This window comes from Acidovorax sp. YS12 (genome assembly GCA_021496925.1).
In the GTDB taxonomy this organism is placed as follows: Bacteria; Pseudomonadota; Gammaproteobacteria; order Burkholderiales; family Burkholderiaceae_C; genus Paenacidovorax.
The window spans coordinates 3,278,275-3,298,884 of the sequence record CP053915.1 but is presented as its reverse complement, the minus strand read 5'-3'; the positions used below and the strand labels follow the sequence as shown (position 1 = coordinate 3,298,884).

Genomic DNA, 20,610 nt, shown 5'->3' with positions numbered 1-20,610 from the left:
ACCGCCCTAGGATGAAATGGGATGAACAACGATGAGTATCGAGAATGCAAAAAAGGCTGATGCTCTCATAGGCGAGCTTCGCCGCCAGGCCGCCGGCCGGCTTACGGTGTTTCTAGGGGCTGCCCCAGGGGTAGGGAAGACCTACGCAATGCTGATGCGTGCACGCGAGTTGCACCGCCAACGCATCGATGTGCTCATCGGCATTGTGGAGACTCACGGACGAGCGGAAACCCTCGCCTTGCTGGAAGGATTGCCCCAGTTGCCACGTCGGAAAGTCGAATATCAAGGACGTGTTCTGGAGGAAATGGACCTCGATGGTCTGCTGGCGCGAAAGCCGGCAATAGCATTGGTGGATGAACTTGCTCACCGCAATGCCCCGGGGAGCCGGCACGAGCGCCGATGGCAAGACGTCGACGAACTGCTGGATGCAGGTATCGATGTTTACACCACCGTCAACATTCAGCATCTAGAAAGCCTGAATGACGTGGTGCATCAGATCACCGGTATTCGTGTGAGCGAGACAGTACCCGATGCAGTGTTCGAGCGTCTGAGGGACATCCGTCTCGTGGATCTCCCTGCACGTGAACTGATTGAGCGGCTCAATGACGGGAAGGTCTACCTTCCAGAGCAGGCCGCGAGAGCTCTGCAAGCCTTCTTTTCACCGTCTAATCTCACAGCGTTGCGCGAATTAGCGATGCAAACCGTGGCTGAGCATGTCGATGCCGACCTGCGAGAGACACGCACCGCCCGCGGCTTGACAGGCGTCTCGATACGGCGCCACGTGCTGATAGCGATCGACGGTATGGGCCAATCCGAATACATGGTGCGAGCCGGGGTTCGTATTGCGGAGCGCCGTGGCGCCCCGTGGTCGGTGGTGACCGTAGACACGGGCCACTCCGCACAAGCAACAATTTCTGCTGCGGACGCGCCAGGCGGCGCTTCGGCAGTCATTCGGGTGGAGCAAGCACGCCAGCTGGAAATTGACAAGGCATTCGCCCTGGCACGCAGCCTTGGCGGCGAAACGGAAGTGCTTCACGACACGGACATCGCCCAAGGCCTGCTGGACGCAGCCGAGCTGCGAGGCGCCAAATCCATCGTCATCGGCCGCACGCGCGAAAGACCGGTCGCACGGATGTTTAACCGCACGCTGACTCAGCAACTGCTGTCACGTGGTGCGCGCTACGAACTGACCATCATCAGTACACCCCAAGCCCGCCGCCGCTCGTTGCGGCTAGCCGAAGTCGCAAGCAAGCGCCTCTCGCGGCGAGAACCAATGTTGATCTTGCTGACCAGCGCGGGCGCCACTGCTGTGGCGGCTCTGGTTGAGCGCTTTGCAGGGCTGCAAGACCTTTCCATGGTTTTCCTAGTGGCTGTGCTATTGGTCGCCTCTCGCACGCGCATGACTTCGGCGGTTATCACCGCAGTGATTTGCTTTTTGGCCTATGACTTCTTTTTCATCGAGCCACGCTTTACTTTCCTGATCAGTGCCCACCGCGGGGTGGCCACGGTGTTGTTGTTTCTCGGTGCGGCCCTGATCGCGGGGCGGCTAGCATCCCGGCTGCGAATGCAAGTTGTGGCGTTGCGTGCCGCCAATGGCCACGCCGCAGCAATGCAGAAGCTGGGGCGCGCGCTCTCGAAGTCGGCTGATCTGGGGCAAGTGATTAGTGCAGGATCGTCGGTTCTACAGGCAACCATGCGTGCACAAGCATGGATACGAATCAAAGGAGATTCTGGGCCTGCAGACGCTGTTCGCGAGATGACTGAAACAGACATGGTGGCGGCCGACTGGGCGCAGCGGCATGGGCAACCGAGCGGCCGCCATACGGACACACTTACTGACTCGAACTGGTGGTTCCTGCCGATTCTCTCGGACACGGAGGCGCTGGGAGTGGTTGGCCTGCGGTTTCCAGCCAATACCGGCCGTCTTGCATTTGAGCAACGTCGCCTCGCGGAGAGCATGGTGGAGGACATAGGGCAAGCGGCCCTGCGCACATGCTTGGTCGATGAGTTGGAGACAGCGCGGATCACTAGTGAAACCGAGCGTCTGCGTTCGGCCTTACTTTCCTCCGTATCGCACGACCTGCGTTCCCCACTCTCCTCGATCATCGGTGCCGCCGAAAGCCTCAGCCGCTATGGCAAGGATATGGGGACGGATGACCAGAACAGCTTGTTGGAGACGATCCACACCGAAGGAGAGCGTCTGGACCGCTATATCCAGAACCTGCTGGACATGACCCGGCTTGGCCAACAGGGACTGACATTGACGCGCGACTGGATCGGTGTTGATGAATTGATTGGCTCAGCAGGGCATCGTCTCCAACGGTATGTGCCGGGCGTGAAGATTCAAAGCCAGATCGATCCAAGCTTAGGCCTTATCCACGTACACCCGGCATTGATTGAGCAGGCCATCTTTAACGTCATGGAGAACGCCGCAAAATACTCGCCTCCCGACAGACCCATTGAGGTCAGCGCTGTGCCATTTGAATGCAATACGGTTCGCATAGACATCTCCGACATGGGGCCAGGTATCCCCGAGGCAGAGCGGCGTCGGATATTCGACATGTTCTATAGCGTCGAGCGTGGTGATCGGGGAAAGCACGGAACAGGCCTAGGGTTGACCATCGTCCAAGGGATTGTGGGTGCCCATATGGGAAAAGTGGAAGCGCTGCCCGGCCCGAACGGGCGGGGAACGCTCATCCGCATGGTCTTGCCACGCGGCGAGCCGCCGGCTTTGGAGCCATAAGAGATGAACCCAACTGAAAATGCATCTATGCCACGGGTACTCGTCATTGACGATGAACCGCAGATACGCAAATTCGTCGATATCAGCTTGCGATCACAAGGCTACGCCACCCTGCTTGCCGAAACGGGACAGCAAGGCCTGGCGCTTCTGGCCAGCAAGGGCGCAGACATCGTGGTACTGGATCTTGGCTTGCCAGACCGTGATGGTCAGGATGTGCTCAAGGAATTGCGGCAATGGTCGAGTGTGCCGGTCGTCGTTCTGACGGTTCGCTCTGGCGAAGAAGAGAAAGTCGCCCTGCTGGATGCCGGGGCGAATGACTATGTCACCAAGCCATTCGGCATAGAGGAGTTAATGGCACGCATCCGGGCTTTTCTGCGCACTGCTCACCTGCGTGGTACGGCAGGTCCCATCTACGACGATGGAATCCTGCGTGTAGACCTTGCCCAGCGGGAGGTGCGTATTTCAGGTGAGGCCATTGCGCTCACGCGCAAAGAATTCGCGCTACTGGCCTTGCTCATCCAGCAGCCAGGAAGGCTCATCACCCAAGCACAGCTGCTGCGCGGTGTATGGGGCCCCTCCCATGAAGAGGATGCGCATTACCTGCGCATCCTCGTCGGAAAGTTGCGCCACAAGTTGCACGACGATGCATCCGCGCCTCGATACATCATGACGGAGCCCGGCGTGGGCCTGCGATTCGTCGGTACCGAGAAACCAACGGATCAAAAGAATTAACTGTAAAGAAGTGGTTAGGTCAGTCAATGACTGGGTATGTATGGAAGTCGAATATACAAATAAATTAAGCAGAAACGAGCAGGAGCATATTATCCACAAGGTAATTCTGCATGACCGTGTCTCCGTTGGGGCGGGAGCTCCAAGATCAATTCATTTCGGTGCTCGCATTGATGGCGCATTGATTGGAGGCATCTGCGGTCATATGGAATTGCGCCGCCTATATATAGAGTACCTTTGGGTCGAACATTGCTATCGTGGAAATGGCATTGGATCTAGTCTTCTCAAAACCGCGGAAAGTGATGCTGCCACAAAGGGATGCATTGAATCTCGGATCGAATCGCTGTCTGTCAAGACCGCGAATCTTTACGTGGGGAGAGGTTACAAGATCATACACCGCCTCCCAGACTACCTCCCTGGCCTCCCGCTCATTGTTCTATCCAAACTGATATGAAGATGCAGTGCAGTACATTCAGCGAAGATGATCCCTTATCTAGAGCAGGAAAAGAAATCCACCTCATAAATAAAGTCGATTTGCTGGATCGCCATGCACTGTTCTTTGATTTTGATGGAACGCTAGTGGAGTTGGGAATGCATCCTGACCAAATAAAAGTCCCACCTCGTCGAATTGTCCAGCTTCGACATGTTTTTGAAAAAATACGATCTATGGCTATAGTCAGTGGTAGATCGCTAGATGAGTTGGATCATTTCCTGCGGCCATTGGTTTTGCCAACTGCAGGAGTTCATGGCGCTGAGATTCGTTTTAACAATCGCGTCAAGCTACTTACATCTAACACGCTACCCAAGCCATTAGCTGAGGCAGTATTACGTTTAGGATGTGAGCATCCAGATATTTATCTGGAGAAAAAGGGAGAGCGCGCCATCGCCGTTCATTATCGCCAGGCACCGGAAAAAGGATTATTGATCAGAGAGCTCATAGATCAGCTAATTCAAGGGTACTCCGGGGTTGAAGTCATTCCCGGGAAGTATGTTTTTGAAGTCATACCTGCGGATATATCCAAAGGTAATGCTGTCCGTGCCTTTATGCAAATGCCACCATTCCGGGAGCGCAGCCCTGTGTATTTTGGTGATGATGCCACCGATGAGTCTGCGTTTGAGGTGGTTAATGAAATGGGAGGAATGAGCTTCAAGATTGGCTCAGGTTCAACATGTGCCAAGTATAGATTGGCCTCAGTTACCCATGTCGATCAGTGGCTCGAAATACTGTGCGCATCAATTAACCCAATAAGAGGTGTCGATTAATGACACAATCCAACTGCTATCGCCATGATAATAAAGCAAGTCGTTGGACTGTCCTTTTTAGTAGCCAAGCTATTGTTATTGTGCTCAGGAGATAAACAACACCGACAATGCTCGACAAATCACCAAAGGTGGTGCTTGCGAGCTCCCGTACTTTGAGATAGAGCCATCCTGTCAAGGAGGTGCTATCACAAATGATAGTAAAAGACATAATGATTGCACCCAGCCAGTCGTCTTTTCTTTGACCTTTCATTAATTTTATATTCTTAGTATTCTGAAGCCGTGCCACCCGTAACTGCAAAGCTGTCGAGAGAAATAGGTTGGCCAATGCAAGGACCCAGAAAAAAGTAGCTACCGGATTCATCAGGCGTGATTTGAATTTGGATCCAAACGAGCCCAGAAGTTCTTCAAGACAGATTTGATCGATCTGGATTCGAACTCAGGTTGAGTCAGTCGCTGCAAGAAGCTTCTGCACCACCAGTGAAGATCGTTATCCTTGATCTTTCCCAAAAGCGCACGATGCCGTTCCTGACGCTCCGCGAGAGGCATGACGAGAGCGCGGTGTATGGCATATGCTACTGATTCCGTATCATATGGATTAACAATCAAGGCCTCTGGCATTTGCTCAGCAACTCCGGCGAATCGCGAAAGGACTAGTACGCCTGGTTTATATGGGTTTTGTGCGGCTACAAACTCCTTTGCGACAAGATTCATCCCGTCTCTCAAAGGTGTGACCAGGGCAACTTTCGCCGCTTGATACAAACCAGCCAATTCTTCTTGACACAGAGTCTTGTGGATATATCTGACGGGCATCCAGTCAAGCTCTCCAAGGTCTCCATTGACTGATCCACACAAGGCTTCCAGCTCTCGCTGGATATCAGCATATGTCTCTATTTCACCTCGACTGGGAGAGGCGATCTGTATGAGCGTTGCACTGCGCTGCATTTGCGGAAATCTATGCAAAAACTCACCAAAAGAATGGACGCGATGAGGAATGCCTTTTGAATAATCCAACCTGTCAACACCAACAACCAGCTGCCGCTTGGAATACTCCTCCCGCATCCCATCTCGCATGGCTTGCGCTGTCTTGGACTGGGCGATGCTCTGAAATTCGCAGACATCAATTCCAATTGGGAATGCTCCTACAACTGACTTTCCCCTGCGAATGACTTTTGATCCTTCAACTGAATCTTTTCCAAATTGCCACTCTACATAATTAAGAAAATTTCTCTTGTCCTCTTGCGATTGAAATCCAATCAAATCATATGAAAAAAGAGAACTCAACAATGATGAATTATTCGGCAAAGTTGCCAGGATGGCGGAGGGCGGAAGCGGTGTATGGAGAAAGAACCCGACCTTATTAAGTTTGCCGGCGGCGCGAAGTTCTTCACCAAGGGGAATTAAGTGGTAGTCATGCACCCAAACCACATCATCATCCTGAATTTCAGTCAATAGCACCTTGGCAAACCGTGCATTCATCAAACGATATATTTTTTCGGATGCCTTGTCGAATTTTGCCAAATCAACACGATGATGTAAAATTGGCCAAAGCGTTGCATTTGCATATCCTTTATAGTAGCCGTTGAACTCTTCTTCGTTGAGATCGATCGAAAGATACTCTACATTCCCGACCGCTGTACGAATTATTTGTGCATCCTCTTTTCCACGGTTAACGATCTTCCCGCTCCAGCCCAACCATACCCCCCCTCGCTGCCGCAGAATGCCACTAAGCGCAACGGCAAGCCCGCCAGCAGCTGGTTTATGAAAATCGGCCAAACGATTGGACACCACAATTAGCCTTCCAGCCATACCACCTCTCTATTCGAAGCAGCTAGTTAGCTGCATCTTTGGACGCGCAATAAGTATAGAAAATGGTACTCTGCAGGATCATGCATGTCTGTAAAGACGGCGATAAAATTTCGCCGCTTCCGACCTAAAAGCAAGCAGGTCAAGTGAGAGGCAAGCTAGAATCAAGGCTCTTTTTAAGAGGATGATGCCTTCAAGGCTGATTCTGTCTTCAGGAGTCGATACATTTCTGGCTGGCTTGCCTACCCCAAAGGTTTTGAAGAAGGAATTGTTATTACAAGGTGAACAATTTAATACTTCGGTTTGACGTTGAGCTCATATTCCGACCTTCTATCGGGGGTGAGCACAACATGACGGGGACTCCACGCAGTACTGGTCGGGCAATCCGAATTACGGATATTCATTGACGGCGACTATCCCAGGGAAGGTCCTCTCTGTCGCCCGATCTCCCACGACACCCCACCGCCGCGCACCGTTGCAGCGATCTGCTGTCCTAGCCGCTGCTCGATCACCGGCTTCCACGGCACCAGGCTGAACCCCATGCCGTCATCAAGCATGGCGTAGCGCCCACTGGCAAGCATGACGGAGCGCCGGTAAATGCCGGTCACGCGCTGCCCGTCGGCCACAGGCCGATGCTCAAGGCCAGTGTCGGCCGCAATGTCCTTGGCGGCCTGCGCCAGCTCCCGGCTGCGCAGCGTTCCCAGCAGGTTGCGCGCCAGGATCACACGCTGCCCGTGCCGCTCGGCCAGCCCCTGTTCGGCAAGGAAGTCGGCGCGTTGCTGCATCGCCTGCTTGGCCTCACTGCCAAAGCCCAGGTCGCCCAGACCTGAGCCACCGCCGATCAACTGCTGATCCAGCCAGGTCGCGCCGATCACGCGCGCCTGCCGCTCGATGGGCAGGTGCGATTTCAGCTCCACGGCCACGCCGCCCAGGCGCTGCGCGTCGTACTGACGGCCACGCTCGGGCAGATCGTCCGGCACCTTCCATAGTCCCTCGGCCACGCGCTCCACGATGCCGGCGCGGCGCAGGGCTTCCAGCCGGCGAACATGGGCCGCGACGACTTCCTGCGGATCACGGCCCGGCACGGCCTGCCCCTGCGCGATGGCGAGGTGGTGGTCGGTGCGGTACAGGCTATCGCTCGCCAGCGCGGCGATGTTCTTGTCGGCCGCGCGCACGTCGGCCGAGCCCTTCACTTCCACCACAGCGCCGGTCGGATAGTTCGCCAGCTCGTCGCGCGCATTGAGCGCGACGTAGTGGGCTTTGCCGTCCACGCCGTCGATGACCAGATAGCCCCGGTCGCGCAGCTCGTCGGCCAGTCCCTTCGCGGCCACGCGGCCGAGGATCGTTCGGCCGTCGTCGCCCGGCTCGAACACCGCCAGCTCGCGCGGCTCGCCGCGCATGGCCCGCTGCATGGTGCGGATGATGTCGCCACGCTCGCCCAGGGCGCGCAAGGTTTTCTCCGCGTCGGCATGGACGGCCCACGTGCCCGGCTGCGTCTCGTCGGCGAGGCCCAGGCGCTGCAAGCGTTGCAGGCGGCCGATCAGCAGCAAGCGCTGGCGTTGCAGCCGCGGTTCGTTGAAGCGGTCGATCTGCACTTGGACGTCGTCGCCAAGCTCGCGCTTCAGGGTGCGATCCAAGCTCGTCCACCGCTCTTGCTCCACCTCGCGCCGCAAGGTCTGCTGGATCTCCAGCTCCGTGCGCGGCCCCAGCCATTCGGTCGCCAGCGCGGACGCGCGATGCCGGAAGCCATCGGCGATGTAGTCACCCGCGATGATGAGGTCTTTGCCCGTGTCGTCGCGTCCGCGCACGATCAGGTGCGTGTGCGGGTTGTCAGTGTTCCAGTGATCGACCGCTACCCATTCCAGCCGCGTGCCCAGGTCGGCTTCCATGCGCCCCATGAGGTACCGCGTGTAGTTGCGCAGGTCTTCCAGCTCCGCGCCATCCTCGGGCGAGACGATGAAGCGGAAATGGTGTCGGTCATCGGCGCAGCGCTCCTTGAAAGCATCCAGATCGGCGACATCGGTCTGCGGCCCATAGGCTCGGCCGGGCTCGCCATCGCGGCCCACGCCGTCACGCTCGACGTACCGCAGGTGCTTGGCGAGCGATTGCGGGCTGGCCCGCTGCTGGTTGAGCAGCAAGGTCTTGATGGTCACGCGCCGCGACATTGGCGTGAGCTTCGCGCCCGCAAACCGCGCTGCTGTGTGGCCGCGCCCCAAGCGCGAGCCCGGCCGCTGGCCGGTAGATTTGCTGTTGCCGGTCGCCCCAGGACGACGCACCGAGGACTTGCCGCTGCTGGCCTTGCCGGTCTGCTGGAGCACCTTGGCGATGAAGCCTTGGCCCCGGTTCTTGGGGGCGCTGGGGCGGATGCGGAAATCGTCATCGCGGCGCTTGGTCATGGCTGCATCCCTTGAAAGCTATGGCGTAGGCCGTCGTGCGAAGCACGCGGACATGCCCGCATTGGTGCGAGCCTCGCGCCCCCAGCGGCACGGCGGCGAAGCTGCGCCGTGCCGCGCCACCCCCACGTGCAGACTGGCTTTGCGGGCCGACAGGTGCCGCCCCCTTTTGTCTTGCCTTCCGCATTTGCCTCCCCCTGTCCCCCAGGTTCTCGATCCCGGCAACTGCGGCCCGGTGGCAAGGCTGCACCAGCAGCCAGCGCACCGGCCAACACGGCAATGGCCGCAGGCCAGCCGTGTTCGAGGCAAGACGCCTGCACGTGGGACGGCTGCGCCGGAGGCAGCGCGAAGTGCAGCGCGGATGCGCTCGCACTGCACGCGCGACGACATGACAACGGCCAGCAGAACGACACGCCCGATAGCACGATGATGCGCAGCGAATCGGTGGCCATCATGGGCGCGACTCCAGCCAGACGGGGCGCGCAACGCCGATCACGGAAGCTGCGCTGACCGGCCCGAAATACCGGCTATCGAACGACGCCGGATTGGTCACACTGAGGAGGAACAGCTCGCCATGCCGCAAGCGGTGGCATTGCTGCCAGGATGGCAGCGGCCGGCCCCAGCGATCGGCAGACAGCACGGCGGCTGAAGGCACGCCGTCGATGTGGACTTTGCCGTCAGCGATGCACACCTCTTGCGGCGCCACCGCGCCCACGCGCTTGAGCAGAGGAATGCGCGTCGGCAGGTAGCCGCGCTGCGCAGCGAGCGCGGCAGCCTCGGCAGGCAGCGGCACCAGCACGATGCTGCCTACCGACAACGGACGTGGTGGCGAGCTGGTGCGATGGTCGAGCGGATCGATGCGATACCAGCCGACCTCCACGCTGTCGGACGGGTTGTAGGTCAGGCGTGGCAGCGGATGCACGAAGGACGCCCAGGCCAGCGCAGCGAGGCCGCAGGCGGACAGGCCCGCCAGCACGAGGCGAGCGCGCACGCGCAAGCGAGGGTGCGGCGCGGTGCCGGAAGTGGAAACTGCGGTCATGGCAGCGCCCTCCCGGCCAGCCAGGCGGCGTGCCGCTCGGCGGTGTATTCGGGCAGCGGCAAGTGCGCTGCGAGCCGGTTGGCGAGCGTGCGCCAGTACGCGGGCGAGACGCCGACAGGCGTGATGCCCAGCGCCTCGATGGCGTCGATGCGCGCCAGCACGGCACGCACCGATTGCTCACCCTCGGCGTGCAGCAAGAGGCGCGCGCCGGGTTGCACGCCGGAGATGCGCTGCGCGCCATCCATCGGCATGCACGCCTGCATCACCATGAGCTGCCAGCGGATCGTGCCGTAGTCGTTGGCCTGCCAGCGGATGCGGCAGAGAACCGCATTCGGCGTGAACACCGCGCAGCGGCGCCAGCGGTCGAACCGGATGATGCGGGCAGGATCACCGAAGCGCAGGTAGAGGTCGAAGCGTTGGTCGATGTATGCGAGCGCAACGCGCGTCAGCGGTACGCCGTCGGCCACGCCGACAGGCGGGATGGACGGCGGTGCCGAAGCCGTCGAGGCGGGTGTGTTCATGAGGACTTCTCCGGGAATTCCCGCTCCAGCAGCGCGCGCAACAGATCGGCCACCGTCACGCCTTGCGTGAAGGCCGATACCTTGATGCGCGCCCGCATGGCGGGCGTGATGTCGAGGGTCAGGCGGGCCGTGTAGAGGTCGCCTTTCTGGAGGTCATCGGCACTGCCCTGGCGAATCCACGCCTCGGCGTGCGGATTCGCGGGCGGGCGAGCGCCGATGCCGATGCGCTTGCCCGTGCGCTTGCTGGCAGGAGTGCTCATGACGGCCACCGCAGCAGTTCATCGACCAGCGCGGTGATTTCGCGCGCGGCGGCGCTGTCTGGCGCCGTCTCGCGTGCAAGCCGGCCGGCGGCCACGCTGTCGGCGAACACGATGCGCTGATGCACTTCCGCGCGCAGCGCAGGAAGCGGCTGCTCGGCCAGCGCGCCGCGGGCCTCGCGTCCGATCACGGTGGTGCTCACGCGCCGGTTGATGACGAAGGCCGCGCGCAGCGCAGGCCGGAACACCTGCGCCTCACGGATCAGCGCCACCATCTCGGCGCTGGCCCACAGGTCGTAGGGGCTGGGCTGCACCGGGATCAGCACCCGCTCGGCCGCCAGCAGCGCGGAGCGCGCCAAGGCAGCGATCCTGGGTGGCCCGTCGATGACGACGTGATCGGCCCGCCTGGCGAGTTCTGGCGCTTCCTGGTGCAGCGTTTCGCGTGCGAGGCCCACGGCGCTAAATAGCCTTGGCAAACCTTGCTGGCTGCGGCGCTGTGTCCAGTCCAGCGCGGAGCCCTGTGGATCGGCATCCAGCAGGATGACCGACTGCCCGCGCATCGCCAGCTCGCCGGCGATGTGGGTGGCGAGCGTGGTCTTGCCCACGCCGCCTTTCTGGTTGAGCAGCGCGACGATCATGACCGGACCCTCCGTGTCGGAAAGCCCGCCTGTTGCCGCTGCGCTTCGCGTCCTGTGGCGGTTGTCCACCGAGGCGCGGCGCTGCTACTACCAGTTAGAGTATTTAAGTTAGGGAAGTTAGGAGAGGCCGAAACCCGCGCCAGTATTAGCTTTGCGGCCGGTTTTGTTGCCTGATAGCACGAGGATTCGTTGCCTGATAGCACGATACCTCTGTTGCCTGATAGCACGAGTCCGTCCACAGGCTGCGCAGCAGTTATCCCCGTGCCGTGGACGGCACGGGCCGGAACGTCAGCAGCGGCGAGGCAATGCCCGAGACGTACTCGATGCCCAACTGGTAGCCCGGAAGGGCTTGCCGCGCCACCAGTGCTCGCAGGTCGGCGGCGAAGTCGTAGTACCGCGCCACGCTGCCCGACTTGCGGTACAGGTGCTGGAAGTCGAACTGCCAGCCGCCAGGCTGTCGCCCGCCGTGCTTGCGCACTAGGCGGTACAGCCATCGCTCGATCCCGCCCGTGAGCCGGAAATACGCAGTGTCGATGGTCAGCACCAAGGCGGCGTCCATGACGCCGGCGTAGAACCAGTCCGGCAGGATCAGTTCCAGCCCCAAGGGTGTGCCTTTGGCATCGGCGAGTTCCTTCCACTCGTTGATCCACGAGAAGCGGTGTAGCCGCCTCCCCGTGGTCTCGCGGATCGACGTGGCCACCGTGGTGGACTGCAAGCGATCCAAGGCCGCCTTGAGGCGCTGGTAGTCGCGCAGCGACGTACCGCGCCCGATGAAGCGCAGGATCTCGTAGGGTGTGGCCTGCATCAGCCGCGACGGGCGCAAGCCCGCGTCGCGCGCTTCCACGATCTGCGAGGCCGCCCAAATGAGCACGTCCGCGTCCCAAATCGTCGCGATGCCATGCTCCTGCGTCCCCTCCACGCGGATCGTCACGCCGCTGGCCTGGAAGTCGATCGGCGCCGTGCGCCGTGACTTCGCCAGCGAGAAGAACGGAAAGGCCATCAGGTCCTGGCTGTCGCGCGGCGCCATGTCGCCCGGCAGGGCGCGGAACAGGTCGAGCTGTTCGCGCTCCGGCAGGGGCCGCTGCCGGGACGGCAGCGCAGGGCTGGACATGGCGAAGGCCACCCGCGCGCCAGCGATCAGCGCGCACGGCTGTCCGCCGCATGGTGCTCGGCGTACTCAGGATCGGACGTGCTCTCGAAGCTGCGATCCGTAGCCCAGGCGTCGAGGTCGGCCACGGCGTACATGACGCGGCGGCCGAACTTGCGGAACTTGGGACCGCCTCCCAGCACGCGCTGCTTTTCCAGCGTGCGCGGCGACAGCCGCAGGTAGTCGGCGGCTTCGTCGTTGGTGAGATAGCGCTGCGGCTGCGCAGCGGAAGCAATGGGAGCGGCAGCAGGCCGCAAGGGAGCAGGACGCATGGTGAGAACCTCCATAGCTTTCAAAGCTCCGGCCACACAGCGCAACCGGATGGAGGCAGTCTCAGAAAACGAAGCCCTCGTGCTCAGGGTCGTTTTGCGCCCTCTTCAAAACGACCCTTCTCAAGCGGAGGCAGTTGTGCTAGGCGGCGATAGCCGCCGCGCATCAACGCATCGCCGCGCCGCACCAGGCGGCGCACCTTGGAGCGCAGGCCGCCGTCGCTGTACCAACCGGCCGCGGCGTCCACGCCGAACAAGCCCTCGGCCACGTCACGCAAGGACGCACCCGCGAGGGTGGCGTCGAGCGCCTGCAGGGTGTGCAGCTCCAGCAACGCGGATGGGGGCGGTCGGGGGCGAGCCATCGGCGCAGGCGTGTCAGGCACGTGGGTGGCCCCACGGCCACGGTAGGCATGGGCCACGGCCATGCCGTCCTCCAGGCCAGGTGCCAGCACGAAGCGCAGGCAATGGCCGGGACTGCGCGCGATCAGCGCCAGGCCCTTGCCGTCGTGGAGCAGTTGCTTGTGGCCAGGGATGCGCCAAAACGCGAACGGCTCGGCATCCGGTGGCGGGTCGGCATCAGGGTAGAGCTGCGCCACGGCCCCATGGCCGGGGAGCCAGGCTGGATGCGCGTCACGCGCATCCAGGGCCGGGTCTTCCAGCAGACGCAAGCCCCAGCGATGCGCAGCATCGGGGCGGCGCGCACGGTGCAGCCAGTCAAGCCGGTAATCGGGATGGCGGCGCAGGTACTCCCAGGCCAGCGCCAGTGTGTCCAGGCACAGCACGTAGAGGTAGGCGGCGGTCGGATACCAGTGCGCAAGGTGGTGCGGTTCGGCCATGACGCAAGCTCCCGTAGAGCAGGACCGCCGTCACCGGTTTCACACGCAAACGTCACCGCATCGAACTAGCATCCAATCGTGAATAAGCTGGTAGATTAGTAACTTGCGTGTCAAGACGAAAAGCATCCGATGGATTGCGTGGATCGTCTGAATGCGACGGTGGCGCGCGAGGAAATGCGCGCCTCCTGCGCTATCCACCGTGCCCGATGGCACGGCTGGCGTCATGGCTGTTTATGCCAAGGTGGCACCCGATTGGTGCAACAGTGCCGACTAAGACCTGACAGGTCTGGAGCAAGACCGAAATAGTCTCAATGCGCCCGGCTTGGCCGGGGCGCGAACGGCTCAATCGAGGACGGAACCGTTCTCCTGGGCCAGCCGCAGGTACTCCGACAACGGGCGCACCGCCCGGAAATACCGATCTCGCATCACGGGCTGTTTGCTCGGCCCGACGATGGATGCGAGGTCGGACAGCTTGATCTCGCCCAGCTCAGGCATGCTGATCCCCAAGTCGATCAGGCCATGGGCCGTATCGCCGTCAGCGGGGTCAAGCGACACCAGCAGCCAAGTGGCGTGTGCGTCCGGCGTGAACAACCGCACCACGGGCAGCGGGTCGATGGCCCGGCCAGCGGCCCGGACCCGGCCGTGTTCCAGCAGTTGCTTGCGCTCGTCCTCGGTCATGAGTTGGTTCATGGGCGTCACCTCATTCGCACAAAACCGCCGAAGCGTGAAAGCGCAAAACCGCATCGGCGGGTTTGTGGAAAGGCACGGATGCGGTTTTGTGCTTCTGTGAGAAGCTGCAGATACGGATTTCCGTAAAAGCACGAAAGCGGCAGGCGGGCATAGTTGAACACTATAGATTGTAGCCCTATAGGGCTCAATCGGATGTCATCTTGGATTTTGCGGAGATCCAGGGTTGGCAGCGAAACATACATTGTCGGAGGCACTAAAGACCATCAGGAAAGCACGTGGTTTGAGCCAGGAAGCGTTCTCGGACGTGTCCAGCCGCACCTACATGAGCACGCTGGAACGCGACCTCAAAAGCCCCACCTTGAACAAGCTGGCCGAGCTGTGCGAGGTCATGGAGGTGCACCCGCTCACGCTGCTGACGCTGGCCTATGCCGGCGACGACCTGCAGCAGGTCGATCAGCTGCTGGCGCAGGTGCGCCAGGAGTTGGAGACTGTGGCGAAGAAGAGTGACACGCCATAGCGTGCGACCGCGCTGGCGTGGCCGATCCGGTGCAGCCGGTTCGGGGACTTCAGGGGCGCCAAGCATCGCGCGGCGGGGAGAGGCCGCAGGGTTTTCCCCCGGAGGCAAGCGAAGCGCGCAGCTGCGATAGGGATTGAAGCCGAATGGCCATGACGGCGAAGTCGGCATGGGGCGCAGCCCGCAAAGCCCGGTCGGCGCAGTGCGCCGAATCGCCCTGCATTCGCCCTGGCAACACGAAGTCATGGTGATGCTGCCCGACCACCACCATCACGAAGCTGGGAGAGCCAAGCCTTCCAGTCTGCTGATCCAAGCAGTACAGCGCCCCGCCGCAGTGGGCGGGGCGCTGGCGGCCGTCAGGCCGCCTGGGGCTTGCTGCGCGACCAGATCAGGTCGTGCGTGCCGTTCTCTCCTTCGATCAGGCGGGCATAGACCGTGGCCGGGAACGAAGGATCGTCGAGGGTCACGGAGATGTACTCCCGCCCGGCCTCGCTGGTCTTCTTCCACGCCGCGCCGATGTCGTGGCTGGCGGCCTGCAGGCGGAAGTCCGGGGCCTTCTCGTTGTCCCCCTTGTCGTTGGGCACCAGCTTGACCTTGACGTTGAGCGTCAGGGTGCGAAGCGTGCCGGTGAAGCCGTCTTTGTCTGCGGTGAAGGTGCCGATGTTGGCCATGATGAAACTCCTTTTGGTGGAACAAGGTTCGCGCCCATCGCGTCCTTGTTGTGATCCGGCCGGCGGAGGACGGGCGGGCTGCACCGCTTGCGGTCGCAACGCAGTGGAGAGCCGGGAGGCGAAAAGAATTTGTCCCGCGAGGAATGCGCCGAACGCAGTGACAAAGCAGGGGAAATTGTTTTCGCCGGACGGTTGCAGCCATGAAGCCCGAGGCGCAGCCGCGCCACCGCTAGGATTCACAACAACACAAGGACGCCTTGGGCCGAACCGCATCGAAAGGAGGCAGGGCCGGCTCGGCATCCCCGCACGAAGGCAGCACCGGCTCGCCCACTGACGCGGGCCAGGTCAACCACCCGACGACAAGCGAGAACGCCCCGGCCGCACCTTGCGGCGCCGGTCTTGAGGCGTGGCGTGGAAGCTCCATAGCGATGCCGGGCGGGATGTCCGTGAACCGTCCTTCGTGACGTGATGGGCGAGAACCGCCAGCGTTGAGGACGGCACGCATTCGCACAACCTGCCGCAGCAAGCACCAGCGTGTTCGCCAGCTCCGTCCATTGCGGCGGGGCGCTGGCCGGGCCGATCCGGCATCGACGGTTCGGCGGCATCGAGGGGCGCCAAGCTCGCGCGGCGGGGATGGGCCTTGCGCCGATCCCCCGGAGGCAAGCGCAGCGCGCAGCGCCGCAGGCGCGAAGGCGTGAGTGGATTGAAGCCGAATGGCCGTGACAGCGAAGTCGGCACGGGGCGCAGCCCGAAAGCCCGGCGGCGCTACGCGCCGACACGCCCAGGCCGTTCTATATTTTGAGCAGGGAACGCAGAACACCATGACCATCCAGCTACGACACGAAACCACGAACGACATTGCCGCTATCGAGGCCGTGACCATTGCCGCCTTCGCCGATGCGCCGCACACCAGCCACACGGAGCAATTCATCGTGCGTGCATTGCGCGACGCTAGCGAACTGACGCTTTCCATCGTGGCCGAAGAACACGGCCAGGTCGTCGGCCATGTGGCTCTGTCGCCGGTGACTATCACCAACGACCACGGCCACAAGGCCAAAGGCTGGTGCGGCCTGGGGCCGATCTCCGTCCTGCCGCAGAGGCAGGGGCACGGCATCGGCTCGCGCCTGATGGAACAGGCGCTGTCTGAACTGCGGGCCATGCAGGCCGAAGGCTGTGTGCTGCTCGGAGAGCCCGCGTACTACGGGCGCTTTGGCTTCCAGGCCCATGTGGGCCTGCAACTGCCGGGCGTGCCGCCCGGCTATTTTCTCGCACTGGCCTTCCATGGGCCAGTGCCCGAAGGCATCGCGCAGTACAGCGATGCCTTCAACGCCGCCGCCTGAGTGCCAGTGAAGGCGGCGGCGTAATGCCCCGGCTATTCGGCTTCAACACCGGGCGCGGCCACCGCCGCGCCCGGATTATGCGTTTCACCGCGCCCAGGGCGGAACGGCCTGGGCGCGGTGCTGACGATGATCATTCCTTCGTTTCGATGATCCACCACACGGCACGCGGCAAGGCGCGGCCCGTGATGGGATGTATGTCGGTGAGGTCAGCGCGGGCCGACCAGCCCGAGGGCGGTCGGTAGCCGCGCACGTCGCCATCGCCGTGCCAGCGGCGGGCGCGCACCGTGCCGGGTGCATAGACCGCCGCCATGCGCGGGCGGTTGGTGGTGGTGCGGGTCATGGGGGCTTCTCCTTGCAGCGAAGCGCCCCGGTCGAAGCCGGGGCGCTTGCCTTCGGCGTGGGTCAAGCGGCCAGCGCCTCGGCGGGTTCATCCGCCATTGCCTCGGCATCCTCCGGGGCGTCCTGCTCCGGGCCTGCCTCCTGCGCGCTTTCCTTCACTGCCTGCTGCGGGCCTTCGACCTTAAAGATGGCAGGCATCCAACCCGCGCCATCGGCCAGCCGCTCGGCTTCGCTGACAATGTCGGCCTTCTTCAGCTTCGCCAGCCGGGAAACCTGATCGGGCGCGTACTCGCCCACGGCTTGCAGAACTGCCGCCTTCGGAACGTGCTTGAAATACCCCTCGGCGGTCGGCTGCCACCATGCGGCCATGTCGAGGCCCACGGCCTGCGCCAGTTCCTCGCCGGGCTGGTGCGGTGTGGCGCGAGGCGTCACCACGTCCACCGTGGAAGCCACGCACACGGCCAGCAGCTTGACCAGTTCGCCTTGCTCCATCGCCAGCAGCGCGGCAAACAGTTCGGCGCTGTCCTCGGGCAGCTTGCCGCTCCACGCCTGCTGCAATTCACGCAGCGCCACGGCGGCGGGTGACTCGGGCCAGTCCGGGGCCATGCCGTCCAGCCGGTCTTGGACTTTCAGGCTCACGCCCAGCGGCAGGTCGCGCCCGTAGTAGCGGCCCTGCAAGACGGTCTGCACCATGCCATGCACCAGCGCGGCCACCGCCACCTGCGGATGCCGGGCCACCTCGATTTGCAGCGCGGCGGTGCGATGGGCGCTCAGGCGCTGGGCCAGTCGGTCGGAAATCGCTGCTGCCTTGGGCGGCTCGTCGTCCTCGCCTTCGTCATCGTTCGCGGCATCTGGGTCGCTGAACCCTTGGCGCAGCTTCTCCAGTGTGCGCAGTGCCTTGGCCTCGGCCTCGCGCAGCAGTCCGCGATGAATCACCACCTCGCCGTTGCGGCCGATGGTGACGATGGCCCCGGCTGCGGCCTTCACGTTCGCGCCGTACCCCTGCAAGCCGTCTTCCAGCGCCTGCAACTGCTCGCCCAGCCGCTCGCCTTCCTCTTGCAGCGCATCGGCCTTGTCCTCGTCGTCGGCGTCCGTCGCGGCATCAATGGCTTCGGCCACCTCCTGCATCTTGGCTTGCAGCCTCTCGATGCGCTGTGCTTCGCGCTTGTTCGGCTCGCGGCGCTCCCTCGGCGCACGCTGGAAGGCGTGCAGATCGGCATGGGTCACGCCCGGCGTGGCATCAGCCCAAGCCCAGCCCTCGGCCTTCACCTCTGCGGCGATGCCCGCCAGCTTGTCTTGCGCCAGTCGTTCCAGCAGCGCGGCGTCGGTCAGGTACACGCCTGCATCGCCCTCCGCGAACAGGTCGCGGCGGATGCCGCCGCCCGCCTGCTCGTAGGTGTCCAGCCCGACGAAGCGCACCAGCGGATGCCGGTAGGCGTCAATCTCGCGCTCCGTCAGACGTTCGCGCAAGTGCGAGGGTTGGCGCTGCCATTGCGGCGCATCGTAGAACGCGCATTCCTGCGCGGCGTGGTCGTCGGTGATGGAGAGCGCCATCAGCTGATCGAGGCTCACGGCATCGGCCCGGTAGTCCTCCATCAAACGCGGCGAGACATTGGCGAGCTTCAAGCGGCGCTGCACCACCAGCGGCGTAACGGAGAAATCCGCCGCAATGTCCTCAATCGGTCGGCCTTCGGCCACCAGCGCGGCGAAGGCTTCAAACTGGTCTGCTGGGTGCATGGCTTCGCGCTGCACGTTCTCGGTCAGGCTGGCGGTGCGGGCCGTGCCATCGGCCACCTGCAGGCAAGGCACGTCCCAATCCTTGGCGATACGGTGCTTCTTTGCCAGCAGCTTGAGGGCCGCAAAGCGTCGGCCACCTGCCACCACCTCGTAATGCAGGTCATCGGCGGCGGGAATCACGATCAGGTTTTGCAGCAGGCCCACGCGCTGAATGCTCGCGGCCAGCTCGGGGATGGACATGCGCGGGACGGTCTTGCGCACGTTGCGGCCCGTGGGGCGCAGCACCAGCCGCGACAGCGGAACCAGAATCATGTGCTTGCTCGGGTCGGCGGCTTGCAGCACGTTTGCGCGGCTGTCGAGGGCTTGAGCTTCGGTGTAAGTAACGGCGTTCATGGTGAATCTCCAATCAAGTGAAACAAGGGAATGGAGGGGAAACCGCCCCTCCGGCGGGGAACACGTCAGAGGGGGTCAGGCCTTGAGGGCGCGCATGCCATCGGCCAGCAGCCACAGGGCGCGGTTCAGGCGAATGTCCGAATCAATGCCCTGCACGGGGCGGGTCTGCTGTCTGCGGCCATTGGCGGCGCGGCCATGCAATCCGCCCTTGGTCAGGTTCTCCTGCGTGCGGTTGAACACGCTCCACAGGTCGGGGCGGCGGTCGTCGAAGCGGCGCGGCATCAGGATTTGCGATTCCGTGACGGGCGCGGGCTTGGTTGGGTCGTCGTACTTGAGGGCCAGCGCGGCGCGGGCGAACACTTCCGATTCCCCGGCATCCAGCGTGATGGCCTGCATGGATTCGCGCGATTCCTGCGCATGCTCGAAGCCGCTCAGCACCTGATAGGCGCCCTCGATGACATGGCCCGCCACGTCGCCCTTGTGGGGCACGCGCACATCGCCCACGGTGTCGCCGCAGACAAGGCCATTGCTGCAAACGAAGCGGAACATGCCACCCAGTAATTGATAGCTGCTCGTGCCGTCGTGCGAGTTCAGCAGGATGATTTCGTTGGCTTCGCGGGCGTTGATCTGGTTGGCGTGGCGCAGGCGCAGCATGTGTTTCGTGTGCTCGCGCCGGCCCTCGTTGCGAACGCGGGTCTGGCACACCATGAAGGGCTGAAACCCCTCTTTGCGAAGCTCGGTCAGCACGGCGGCGGTGGGGATGTAGCTGTACCGCTCGGAGCGGCTTTCATGGGGGGCATCCGCGAAGATGGACGGGGCCACGCGGCGGATCTGGTCATCGGACAGCGGGGAGTCGCTGCGCAATGCGGGGGAATGGGAAGCGAAGCGGGATGCGAGTTGCATGGTCTTTCTCCTGAACAAAAAGGCTGTTGAAGAAAACCGCACACCGGATTCCAAGATTCGAAGCCCAGCCTTTCGGCTGTTCGGTGCGGTCGGCGCGAGGAACCCGGTTGGCCCTGTTGCCACCGTCTTTCCTGAGTTCATCGCCCGCGACGAAAGGGAGCGCGCGGACGGGGGCCGTCAAGGAAACAAGCGCAGGGTGGGGGCGGCCCGCAGGCGCAGCCGAGGACACGGCCCTGCGCGCCTTGACGGCACACGGCCGCGGGCTACAGTCGCGGACAAGGTGATGAAGTCAGGGAAGAGGACTGGACATGGCAACGGCCATCCCACAAGCCGACCGCACGGCAAGCGAAGCGCGCAGGCTCGAAGCTGGAAGCCGGGCCGGAGG

The 20,610-nt window shown here is 62.4% G+C and carries 20 protein-coding genes; 6 read left to right on the top strand and 14 right to left on the bottom strand.

All coding sequences use genetic code 11. From position 1 onward, the window contains the following. Nucleotides 1-31: 31 nt before the first annotated feature. Genes YS110_14870 through otsB form a run of 4 tightly spaced genes read left to right on the top strand, consistent with a single transcriptional unit; the run spans nucleotide 32 to nucleotide 4,735 of the window. Nucleotides 32-2,743, top strand: a complete 2,712-nt coding sequence (locus YS110_14870; GenBank protein UJB65947.1) for a sensor histidine kinase KdpD — start codon at nucleotides 32-34, stop codon at nucleotides 2,741-2,743. Nucleotides 2,744-2,746: 3 nt separating this feature from the next. Beyond that, a complete protein-coding gene (locus YS110_14865; GenBank protein UJB65946.1) occupies nucleotides 2,747-3,475 on the top strand; it encodes a response regulator in 729 nt (242 codons plus the stop codon). A 40-nt stretch (nucleotides 3,476-3,515) separates the two neighbouring features. After that, nucleotides 3,516-3,926, top strand: coding sequence for a GNAT family N-acetyltransferase (locus tag YS110_14860; protein ID UJB65945.1), 411 nt, complete (start codon nucleotides 3,516-3,518; stop codon nucleotides 3,924-3,926). Then, a complete protein-coding gene (gene otsB, locus YS110_14855; GenBank protein UJB65944.1) occupies nucleotides 3,923-4,735 on the top strand; it encodes a trehalose-phosphatase in 813 nt (270 codons plus the stop codon). The genes YS110_14860 and otsB overlap by 4 nt, the downstream gene beginning before the upstream one ends. A gap of 360 nt (nucleotides 4,736-5,095) precedes the next feature. Here otsB and YS110_14850 read toward each other — a convergent pair whose 3' ends face one another. The 10 genes from YS110_14850 to YS110_14805 all read right to left on the bottom strand — a co-directional run bounded on the left by YS110_14850 (nucleotide 5,096) and on the right by YS110_14805 (nucleotide 14,328). Then, the gene (locus YS110_14850) at nucleotides 5,096-6,541 is read right to left on the bottom strand and encodes a trehalose-6-phosphate synthase (protein ID UJB65943.1); all 1,446 of its coding nucleotides are present in this window, start codon (nucleotides 6,539-6,541) and stop codon (nucleotides 5,096-5,098) included. Between the two features lie 410 nt (nucleotides 6,542-6,951). Beyond that, nucleotides 6,952-8,934, bottom strand: coding sequence for a relaxase/mobilization nuclease and DUF3363 domain-containing protein (locus YS110_14845; GenBank protein UJB65942.1), 1,983 nt, complete (start codon nucleotides 8,932-8,934; stop codon nucleotides 6,952-6,954). A 448-nt stretch (nucleotides 8,935-9,382) separates the two neighbouring features. Beyond that, nucleotides 9,383-9,970: a S26 family signal peptidase gene (locus YS110_14840; protein ID UJB65941.1), complete on the bottom strand. Its 588-nt coding sequence runs from the start codon at nucleotides 9,968-9,970 to the stop codon at nucleotides 9,383-9,385. Continuing rightward, the gene (locus YS110_14835) at nucleotides 9,967-10,491 is read right to left on the bottom strand and encodes a DUF2840 domain-containing protein (GenBank protein ID UJB65940.1); all 525 of its coding nucleotides are present in this window, start codon (nucleotides 10,489-10,491) and stop codon (nucleotides 9,967-9,969) included. Before YS110_14835 ends, YS110_14840 begins: the two co-directional genes overlap by 4 nt. Then, complete coding sequence (locus YS110_14830) at nucleotides 10,488-10,751, bottom strand: chromosome partitioning protein ParB (GenBank protein ID UJB65939.1); 264 nt, start codon at nucleotides 10,749-10,751, stop codon at nucleotides 10,488-10,490. Before YS110_14830 ends, YS110_14835 begins: the two co-directional genes overlap by 4 nt. Further along, the gene (locus YS110_14825) at nucleotides 10,748-11,386 is read right to left on the bottom strand and encodes an AAA family ATPase (GenBank protein ID UJB65938.1); all 639 of its coding nucleotides are present in this window, start codon (nucleotides 11,384-11,386) and stop codon (nucleotides 10,748-10,750) included. The genes YS110_14830 and YS110_14825 overlap by 4 nt, the downstream gene beginning before the upstream one ends. A 253-nt stretch (nucleotides 11,387-11,639) precedes the next feature. Then, nucleotides 11,640-12,497: a replication initiator protein A gene (locus YS110_14820; protein ID UJB65937.1), complete on the bottom strand. Its 858-nt coding sequence runs from the start codon at nucleotides 12,495-12,497 to the stop codon at nucleotides 11,640-11,642. Between the two features lie 26 nt (nucleotides 12,498-12,523). Continuing rightward, complete coding sequence (locus YS110_14815) at nucleotides 12,524-12,805, bottom strand: helix-turn-helix domain-containing protein (protein UJB65936.1); 282 nt, start codon at nucleotides 12,803-12,805, stop codon at nucleotides 12,524-12,526. Between the two features lie 83 nt (nucleotides 12,806-12,888). Further along, nucleotides 12,889-13,638 (bottom strand): DUF2285 domain-containing protein, encoded by a 750-nt coding sequence (locus YS110_14810; protein UJB65935.1) that lies wholly within the window; start codon nucleotides 13,636-13,638, stop codon nucleotides 12,889-12,891. Nucleotides 13,639-13,980: 342 nt separating this feature from the next. Then, nucleotides 13,981-14,328, bottom strand: a complete 348-nt coding sequence (locus YS110_14805; GenBank protein ID UJB65934.1) for a DUF2958 domain-containing protein — start codon at nucleotides 14,326-14,328, stop codon at nucleotides 13,981-13,983. Nucleotides 14,329-14,551: 223 nt separating this feature from the next. Between YS110_14805 and YS110_14800 the strand changes: the two genes are divergently transcribed. Then, nucleotides 14,552-14,845, top strand: a complete 294-nt coding sequence (locus YS110_14800) for a helix-turn-helix transcriptional regulator (protein ID UJB65933.1) — start codon at nucleotides 14,552-14,554, stop codon at nucleotides 14,843-14,845. A gap of 353 nt (nucleotides 14,846-15,198) precedes the next feature. Here the strand turns inward: YS110_14800 and YS110_14795 are convergent, their stop codons facing one another. Next, complete coding sequence (locus YS110_14795) at nucleotides 15,199-15,513, bottom strand: DUF736 domain-containing protein (protein ID UJB65932.1); 315 nt, start codon at nucleotides 15,511-15,513, stop codon at nucleotides 15,199-15,201. Nucleotides 15,514-16,334: 821 nt separating this feature from the next. Between YS110_14795 and YS110_14790 the strand changes: the two genes are divergently transcribed. Next, on the top strand, nucleotides 16,335-16,853 hold the full coding sequence (locus tag YS110_14790; protein UJB65931.1) for an N-acetyltransferase: 519 nt from the start codon (nucleotides 16,335-16,337) through the stop codon (nucleotides 16,851-16,853). A gap of 130 nt (nucleotides 16,854-16,983) precedes the next feature. On the opposite strand, the gene YS110_14785 is transcribed toward YS110_14790, so the two are convergent. From YS110_14785 to YS110_14775, 3 genes are all read right to left on the bottom strand, one after another. After that, entirely contained in the window at nucleotides 16,984-17,193 is a 210-nt protein-coding gene (locus tag YS110_14785; protein UJB65930.1) for a hypothetical protein, read from the bottom strand. A gap of 62 nt (nucleotides 17,194-17,255) precedes the next feature. Continuing rightward, on the bottom strand, nucleotides 17,256-19,322 hold the full coding sequence (locus YS110_14780; GenBank protein UJB65929.1) for a ParB/RepB/Spo0J family partition protein: 2,067 nt from the start codon (nucleotides 19,320-19,322) through the stop codon (nucleotides 17,256-17,258). Nucleotides 19,323-19,397: 75 nt separating this feature from the next. After that, complete coding sequence (locus tag YS110_14775) at nucleotides 19,398-20,225, bottom strand: DUF945 domain-containing protein (protein UJB65928.1); 828 nt, start codon at nucleotides 20,223-20,225, stop codon at nucleotides 19,398-19,400. Between the last annotated feature and the right edge of the window lie 385 nt (nucleotides 20,226-20,610).

Bases quoted from the DNA above. Each gene is read 5' to 3' on its own strand.
- YS110_14790 (UJB65931.1), top strand. From the start codon at position 16,335: ATGACCATCCAGCTACGACACGAAACCACGAACGACATTGCCGCTATC.
- YS110_14860 (UJB65945.1), top strand. From the start codon at position 3,516: ATGGAAGTCGAATATACAAATAAATTAAGCAGAAACGAGCAGGAGCAT.
- YS110_14840 (UJB65941.1), bottom strand. From the start codon at position 9,970: ATGACCGCAGTTTCCACTTCCGGCACCGCGCCGCACCCTCGCTTGCGC.
- YS110_14845 (UJB65942.1), bottom strand. From the start codon at position 8,934: ATGACCAAGCGCCGCGATGACGATTTCCGCATCCGCCCCAGCGCCCCC.
- YS110_14785 (UJB65930.1), bottom strand. From the start codon at position 17,193: ATGACCCGCACCACCACCAACCGCCCGCGCATGGCGGCGGTCTATGCA.
- YS110_14825 (UJB65938.1), bottom strand. From the start codon at position 11,386: ATGATCGTCGCGCTGCTCAACCAGAAAGGCGGCGTGGGCAAGACCACG.
- YS110_14810 (UJB65935.1), bottom strand. From the start codon at position 13,638: ATGGCCGAACCGCACCACCTTGCGCACTGGTATCCGACCGCCGCCTAC.
- YS110_14795 (UJB65932.1), bottom strand. From the start codon at position 15,513: ATGGCCAACATCGGCACCTTCACCGCAGACAAAGACGGCTTCACCGGC.
- YS110_14850 (UJB65943.1), bottom strand. From the start codon at position 6,541: ATGGCTGGAAGGCTAATTGTGGTGTCCAATCGTTTGGCCGATTTTCAT.
- YS110_14805 (UJB65934.1), bottom strand. From the start codon at position 14,328: ATGAACCAACTCATGACCGAGGACGAGCGCAAGCAACTGCTGGAACAC.
- YS110_14780 (UJB65929.1), bottom strand. From the start codon at position 19,322: ATGAACGCCGTTACTTACACCGAAGCTCAAGCCCTCGACAGCCGCGCA.
- YS110_14870 (UJB65947.1), top strand. From the start codon at position 32: ATGAGTATCGAGAATGCAAAAAAGGCTGATGCTCTCATAGGCGAGCTT.
- YS110_14835 (UJB65940.1), bottom strand. From the start codon at position 10,491: ATGAACACACCCGCCTCGACGGCTTCGGCACCGCCGTCCATCCCGCCT.
- YS110_14775 (UJB65928.1), bottom strand. From the start codon at position 20,225: ATGCAACTCGCATCCCGCTTCGCTTCCCATTCCCCCGCATTGCGCAGC.
- otsB (UJB65944.1), top strand. From the start codon at position 3,923: ATGAAGATGCAGTGCAGTACATTCAGCGAAGATGATCCCTTATCTAGA.
- YS110_14865 (UJB65946.1), top strand. From the start codon at position 2,747: ATGAACCCAACTGAAAATGCATCTATGCCACGGGTACTCGTCATTGAC.
- YS110_14815 (UJB65936.1), bottom strand. From the start codon at position 12,805: ATGCGTCCTGCTCCCTTGCGGCCTGCTGCCGCTCCCATTGCTTCCGCT.
- YS110_14820 (UJB65937.1), bottom strand. From the start codon at position 12,497: ATGTCCAGCCCTGCGCTGCCGTCCCGGCAGCGGCCCCTGCCGGAGCGC.
- YS110_14830 (UJB65939.1), bottom strand. From the start codon at position 10,751: ATGAGCACTCCTGCCAGCAAGCGCACGGGCAAGCGCATCGGCATCGGC.